Annotated in this window: 9 protein-coding genes and 1 tRNA gene; 6 read left to right on the top strand and 4 right to left on the bottom strand. The window is 47.8% G+C overall.

Annotation, left to right across the window (positions count from 1 at the left end):
• Window positions 1-253 (bottom strand): flavodoxin family protein (locus LDL35_RS13945; RefSeq protein ID WP_304023529.1); only part of this gene is annotated, 253 nt, incomplete at its 3' end.
• A 313-nt stretch (window positions 254-566) separates the two neighbouring features.
• Between LDL35_RS13945 and LDL35_RS13940 the strand changes: the two genes are divergently transcribed.
• A complete protein-coding gene (locus LDL35_RS13940; RefSeq protein WP_369694944.1) occupies window positions 567-944 on the top strand; it encodes a winged helix-turn-helix transcriptional regulator in 378 nt (125 codons plus the stop codon).
• Here LDL35_RS13940 and LDL35_RS13935 read toward each other — a convergent pair.
• The 3 genes from LDL35_RS13935 to LDL35_RS13930 form a co-directional block, all read right to left on the bottom strand.
• On the bottom strand, window positions 895-1,263 hold the full coding sequence (locus LDL35_RS13935; protein WP_304023527.1) for a nucleotidyltransferase domain-containing protein: 369 nt from the start codon (window positions 1,261-1,263) through the stop codon (window positions 895-897). The genes LDL35_RS13940 and LDL35_RS13935 overlap by 50 nt on opposite strands.
• A complete protein-coding gene (locus tag LDL35_RS15475) occupies window positions 1,236-1,367 on the bottom strand; it encodes a hypothetical protein (protein WP_369694943.1) in 132 nt (43 codons plus the stop codon). Before LDL35_RS15475 ends, LDL35_RS13935 begins: the two co-directional genes overlap by 28 nt.
• A 127-nt stretch (window positions 1,368-1,494) precedes the next feature.
• Window positions 1,495-1,565, bottom strand: a tRNA-Gly gene (locus LDL35_RS13930).
• A 91-nt stretch (window positions 1,566-1,656) separates the two neighbouring features.
• On the opposite strand from LDL35_RS13930, the gene LDL35_RS13925 reads away from it, so the two are divergent.
• From LDL35_RS13925 to LDL35_RS13905, 5 genes are all read left to right on the top strand, one after another.
• Window positions 1,657-2,439, top strand: coding sequence for a TIGR01458 family HAD-type hydrolase (locus LDL35_RS13925; protein ID WP_304023525.1), 783 nt, complete (start codon window positions 1,657-1,659; stop codon window positions 2,437-2,439).
• A 69-nt stretch (window positions 2,440-2,508) separates the two neighbouring features.
• A complete protein-coding gene (locus tag LDL35_RS13920; RefSeq protein WP_304023523.1) occupies window positions 2,509-3,618 on the top strand; it encodes a SufD family Fe-S cluster assembly protein in 1,110 nt (369 codons plus the stop codon).
• Window positions 3,619-4,269 carry a protein-L-isoaspartate(D-aspartate) O-methyltransferase gene (locus tag LDL35_RS13915; RefSeq protein ID WP_304023521.1) on the top strand — a complete coding sequence of 217 codons (651 nt, stop codon included), beginning with the start codon at window positions 3,619-3,621 and terminating at the stop codon, window positions 4,267-4,269.
• Window positions 4,263-4,898, top strand: coding sequence for a hypothetical protein (locus LDL35_RS13910; RefSeq protein WP_304023519.1), 636 nt, complete (start codon window positions 4,263-4,265; stop codon window positions 4,896-4,898). Before LDL35_RS13915 ends, LDL35_RS13910 begins: the two co-directional genes overlap by 7 nt.
• 11 nt (window positions 4,899-4,909) lie before the next feature.
• Window positions 4,910-6,167: phosphopentomutase/phosphoglucosamine mutase (locus tag LDL35_RS13905; RefSeq protein ID WP_304023503.1), on the top strand; the 1,258-nt coding region annotated here is incomplete at its 3' end.

Raw genomic sequence — 6,167 nt, 5'->3', positions numbered from 1 at the left:
TTCCGATGATGATCCCATCTGCTTCAATCATCTTTTCAATACACTCATTGACAAAGTCATTATCAATGACACACCGGTTATCCTGATTTTCAAAGCATTTCATGCAGGCTGTACAGCCATGAACCTGTTTTCCCCCAATCTGAATAATTTCAGTTTTTATTCCTTCCTTCTCGAGTTCTTCACAGACGGTTTCCAAAAGAATACGGGTATTTCCTTCTTTTCTTGGACTTCCATTAAATGCTACAACCTTCATTGTCTACCTCCGTCCCGGTATCAGGGCATTCATGCAACCCATACATTCTTTACAGGAACGACTCTGATAAACCTCATCTTCTTTCTGATCCTTCTTCGTGGTAATTGGGGAAGTATAAACACCGGGTTTTATACTATGATTTGTCATAACTTTCCTCTCTTTCATTCTTGATACCTGAATGGACCAGGTAATCAGATGCAATATCCATATTTGGACTAATGCATTAAAACAGATGCAGTATGATATTTATGACATAATCTCCAAAATAATACTAATGAATAAAAATACGTCAAAACGGGAATATGGATGCCCTGTGGAGGCTGCAATTGATATTATTGGTGGAAAATGGAAACCAGTCATACTCTGGCATATCCGGGATAAACCACTACGATTTAATGAAATTCGCCTCATCTTACCGAATATTACACAGGGTATGCTTACCAGGCAGCTGCGGGAACTTGAGGCGGATCATATCATCAACCGGAAGGTATTCGCCGAGGTTCCTCCCCGGGTTGAATATTCCCTTACCTCGTTTGGTAAAACAGTCATCCCGATCCTTGATGATTTATGCGAATGGGGAAAAACCTATTTGAAGATGAATCAAGGGGAGCATACAAAAATTGATGTCTGTCCTGAAAAGATCAGACTTCTGCAGAACCGGGTGAACTCTGATTCTGATCAGTCACCGTGATCTCGATACCCTGTCTGATAAAATCCATGCGTAGTGATTGTTCACACTCATACTCTTCTGGTGACAGAGGGATTACATCGATTGGTGTATGATACTGCCGGATGGTTTGGATAATTGCAGACCCGAGGAGATGAAACCGTTTTGAAAATTCATACTCACGAAAATCCGGAGATACCACCGCTATATCAATATCACTCTCATATGATGCTGTACCTGCAGCACAGGATCCAAATAACCTCACAGAACTGATGGTAACTCCTGATTTTTGCAATTCTCCAGCAAGATGTTGGATTATTGTATCAATTCTGTTTTTATCCATGAAAACACCAGTTTAGCCTTTTCAAGAGTGCAGCTGACCCTTTCGCGTGATAATTCCTGCAATGTTTGATCAAAATCTGGAGGATATCGAGCCTCAATACCCATACCTTCCAGTTCCTCCAGGAGATCCTGACCATCTTTTGGAAGATTGTCTGAACAAAAGTTGTAACAGTGTCACCAACATCAAGACAATAAAAAACTAATTTCCGGCAAAAAATATGAGAAAAGATTATGCACCGATCGGGATTCGAACCCGAGCTATTGGCTTGGAAGGCCAAAGTCATACCTCTAGACCATCGATGCAGATGCTCTATAACGTTGAGCATAGTTGTATTTAATATTTTTTAATCACCCTGGCACAACACTTCTCACCATCAGATCCAAATATTCACCCATGCAGATACACGGAATCCTGCTTGATATCGATGGCACACTGATGACCGGAAATGAGCCCATTCCCGGAGCAGAGACTGCAATCAGATTTCTCCAGGACAACAACATTCCCTACCGATATATCTCGAACGGAACACGGAAGTCCAGAAAAAATGTTTTGAAAAAATTAGAACGACTTGGAGTTCCGGTATCCATTGATGAGATTTATACTCCGGCAATTGCTGCTATCCAGTACCTCCGGGATCGTAACATCAGGACCTGTAATCTTCTCATAACCGATGATCTGATGGAGGATATTCTGGAGGCCGGAATTACCCACAATCCAGACGGACCAACTGTCGTGGTGGGCGACGCTGGTGACCGGTTCACCTATGCGTCGATGAACGCGGCATTCCGATCGCTCATGCAGGGAGGAGAACTCATAGCTCTTGAAAAAGATCGGTACTGGAAGGACGTTGATGGATTGTCCCTTAGTGCCGGGCCTTTTGTTACCGCTCTAGAGTTTAGTGCCGGATGTACTGCTGTTGTCATGGGAAAGCCTTCTCCCTACTTCTTCCTTGCGGCCTTGAAAGACTGGAACATACAGAGAAATCAGATCCTCATGATAGGAGATGATATCATGACCGATGTGAAAGGTGCGCAGGATGCCGGGCTCCTCGGTGCAATAACCTTTACCGGTAAGTACCGACAGGAGGAGATCGAAGGTTCGGGCGTGACCCCTGATATGATGATGAATTCAATAGAGATGCTTCCAATCCTCCTTAAGCCCTTGATAGTGGCATAGGAGGTATGGAACAGAAATAAGAGTGATAATGAGGAACTACGTATAACGTATGAGAAGAAGGGCAGAATCATGCACAATATTCAGATGACGGATCTCTCTCCTGAGGATCAGAAACGACTTGCTCTTACCGGTCTTGAGGTCGAGATGAAGAACAGGTCAGGTAGTTTCTTCCAGAAAGACCAGGATGTCTGTCATATCACATCAGACTGCGAAGGAATTGAGTTCCTGACATTCACCATGGCCCTGGAGAAATACCCCTGGGTATCTGATTATATCTGGAAGGCCGTCCCAAAAGACAAGGATAAATACACAAAGTATGTTGCATCACGGCCTGATCCAAAAGGTTTTGTAATCATTGCAAAAAAGGGGACGAAAAGTATCTATCCTTTACAGGCATGCCTGTTCCTGTCTGATTCAGCCATTCAGCATGTCCATAATATTGTCATCGCCGAGGAAGATTCAGAGCTTCATATCATCTCCGGATGTACCAGTTCATCGGCCCGGAAGAGCGGTGCACACCTGGGAGTTACTGAGATCTATGTAGGTAAAGGTGCCAAGGTCACATCCACCATGATCCACAATTGGGGGCACAATATCGCAGTGTTTCCACGGTCCGCAGCCATTGTTGAAGAGAACGGTGCTTTTTTGTCAAATTATGTCTGTATGGAACCGGTCAGAAAGATCCAGATGGCCCCCGTCTGCAATCTGAAGGGAGAGGGTGCGGTCGGAAGGTTCTCAAGTGTTGTTGTCTGCACTCCCGGATCATTCATGGACCTTGGATCAACAGCAGTCCTTGGAGCGAAAGGGACAAGCGCAGAACTTATCACCCGTGCCATCACGACCGGAGGCACCATCCTGTCACGGGGCAGAATTGACGGGAAAGTGAAAGGGACGAAAGGCCACATCGAATGCAAGGGCCTCATCTTAAGAGACGGAACCATCCACGCAATACCGGAGATTAAAGGTGATGTCGTGGATACCGAACTCTCACATGAAGCGGCGGTAGGAAAGATCGCCCGGGATGAGATCGAGTACCTGATGGCACGGGGTCTTGATGAAGAGACTGCAACTGCGACCATCATCCGGGGATTCCTGGATGTCAAAGTAGAGGGTCTGCCTGATGTACTTCAGGATCAGATAGATGCCGCGATAGACGCAGCAGAGAAATCAGGATTCTAGATGGAGAACAGGGCAGCAGAACGGGAGGAGATGGTACGACGGCAGATAGAGGCACGGGGTGTAAAAAACCCGCAGGTACTACAGGCCATGCGTTCCGTCCCCCGTCACCTGTTTGTCCCTGAATCCTATGCCAGAGAAGCGTACCAGGATTATCCCCTCCCCATCGGACATGATCAGACCATATCGCAACCCTATGTTGTTGCGGTCATGACCGAACTTTTGTCACCGGAGAAAGGTGACCTAATTCTTGAGATTGGAACCGGTTCAGGGTACCAGGCTGCGATCCTGGTTGCCTGTGGCGCATCGGTCATCTCAATTGAGAGAATCCCGGCAGTTGCCGACCTTGCAGAGAGAAATCTTACACGGGCAGGTGTCAGGAATGTTCTGGTGCTCTGCCAGGATGGAACTCTGGGATATCCGGATAAGGCCCCCTACAACGGGATTCTTATCACCGCAGCCACACCCGCTCTCCCAGAGCCCCTGCTTGAAGAACTGGCAGATGGCGGAAGACTTGTTGCCCCGGTGGGGGATCGGGATATGCAGGAGCTGGTCAGAGTGACCAGAAACAAAGATGAATACCATACAGAGCGGTTCGGAGCAGTACGATTTGTACCTCTTATCGGTATGTATGGATGGAAAAAAGAATGGTAACACCAATGCATCCGATAAACAGTGCAGTTCAGGCATTAGTGCCGATGATGGAAGAGTGTGGTATTGCAGAAAGTCCGGTCCTGCTGACACCGGATTACGATCTCCCCAGATGCGCCTATGAAAAAGGAGTACCAATTCAGGTGATATTTGGAGGGCGATCAGCAGTATTTGTTGCTGACGAGATCATCAAAGCGACCACCAAGGCTTCCTTTATGAGTGAAGCACCTTTGAAAAAACCATCACAGCGTGCAGCGGCAGCAGGCATTCTGAATGCAGTCACCGGGTTTTTATGCACGAACAGGAAACTGCATGCCTGCAAACCAGAGGAGCATCCCGAATGCAGGGCAGAAGTCATCAAAAAAATCCAGAATAAACGAATCTATTGCATGGGTGATATGCCGGATGTTCGAAAACTTGCAGGAGATCTCCTTGTGGATCGTCCTGAAGATGCAGATATGGTTCTGGTGACCGGCGATGGGTTGACCGGGGATGAAGCAGGTATCCTGTCAGAATTACCCAAAGAAAAAGTGATCTATGTGGGACCATCAACGGTTGGAACTGCACAACTTCTTCATTGTGAACATTTCTGCCCGTTTGGAAGAGGGAACCTTCAAACATCTGAAGATTGAACCAATCTGGTATGCTGTTCGGCTCTTCCGGGATCCGCCGGAGATATGATGATACCCTCATCGGTCTTGCATTGCAGGTAGGAAAGGCGGTTGGGGCACAAGCCAGCCGGCTGGTAATCGGGCGGGATACCCGGACGACCGGCCCGCTCATTTCTGCAGCATTTTGTGCAGGCGCTCTTTCGGCAGGTGCCAGGGTATATGATGGAGGTATCGCTCCGACCCCATCAATCGCATATGGTGGCAGAAACGCCGATGCGGCCTGTATGGTTACGGCGTCCCATAACCCGGAACCCTATAACGGTCTGAAGTTGTTCAATCCGGATGGTTCTTCTTTCTCGGCCACCCAGCAAAAAGAGATAGAAGCAACCCTTGTGGACATTCCCTGGCGAGACTGGAAACAGCAGGGAACGTGCACTCCCTCATATCCGGCAGAAGAGCACAGTACTGCCATAGCCAGGAAAATTTCGATCAGGGAAGGAATTAAAATCATAGTGGATTGTGGGAACGGAGCAGGATCGGTCATTACTCCACGAATGCTGAGCAGAATGGGAGCTCGTACCCTCGCCGTGAATGCGAATGTTGCGGGGAATTTCTCACGCCCTTCAGAACCTTTGCCAGAACACCTCCCCTATATCCCGTCACTCATCAAACAATCCAGGGCAGCCTGTGCAGTCATTCATGACGGGGACGCAGACCGTATGATGGCTTTTGACAGGAATGGAAAATTTATTCCCGGAGACACCTTACTCATTCTTTTCGCAAAATATCTTGGGGCAAATCAGGTCGTCACCACCTATGATGCATCCATGGCAATCGAGGAGGTGGCAGAGGTCAGGCGGACTCCGGTTGGTGATGCATTCGTATCTGAACAACTGGTCCGATGGGGTGACTTTGGTGGTGAGCCGTCGGGAGCCTGGATATTCCCGCAGATATCCCGGTGTCCGGATGGCCCGTATGCGGCGGCTCTCTTCTGTGAGATGGCAGGGGAATGGGATCTCCCTTCTGAAATCGCATCAATACCAAGTTATCCGATACTCCGGACATCCCTTGAACTTGAGAATGCCCATGACCTGCTCTATGCTCTTGGTGCAGTAAATCCAACCGATGGCATCCGTATCGAGGAAGAAGATGGCTGGTGTCTTATCAGGGCGAGCGGAACAGAGCCGAAGATCCGGTTTACTGCTGAAGGAAAAAGTATGGATATTGCAAAGGAACTCCTCATGAAAGGTGAGGATATGGTCAGGATCATACGAAAAGAGGTAAAGCAGT

The sequence above is a fragment of the Methanospirillum hungatei genome, from assembly GCF_020216685.1.
Classification (GTDB): Archaea; Halobacteriota; Methanomicrobia; order Methanomicrobiales; family Methanospirillaceae; genus Methanospirillum; species Methanospirillum hungatei_B.
This window is presented reverse-complemented; position numbering and strand designations above follow the sequence as displayed.

Excerpts from the sequence above, each read along its gene's own strand:
- LDL35_RS13935 (WP_304023527.1), bottom strand. The coding sequence starts at position 1,263 with ATGGATAAAAACAGAATTGATACAATAATCCAACATCTTGCTGGAGAA.
- LDL35_RS15475 (WP_369694943.1), bottom strand. The coding sequence starts at position 1,367 with ATGGGTATTGAGGCTCGATATCCTCCAGATTTTGATCAAACATTGCAG.
- LDL35_RS13925 (WP_304023525.1), top strand. The coding sequence starts at position 1,657 with ATGCAGATACACGGAATCCTGCTTGATATCGATGGCACACTGATGACC.
- LDL35_RS13920 (WP_304023523.1), top strand. The coding sequence starts at position 2,509 with ATGCACAATATTCAGATGACGGATCTCTCTCCTGAGGATCAGAAACGA.
- LDL35_RS13915 (WP_304023521.1), top strand. The coding sequence starts at position 3,619 with ATGGAGAACAGGGCAGCAGAACGGGAGGAGATGGTACGACGGCAGATA.
- LDL35_RS13910 (WP_304023519.1), top strand. The coding sequence starts at position 4,263 with ATGGTAACACCAATGCATCCGATAAACAGTGCAGTTCAGGCATTAGTG.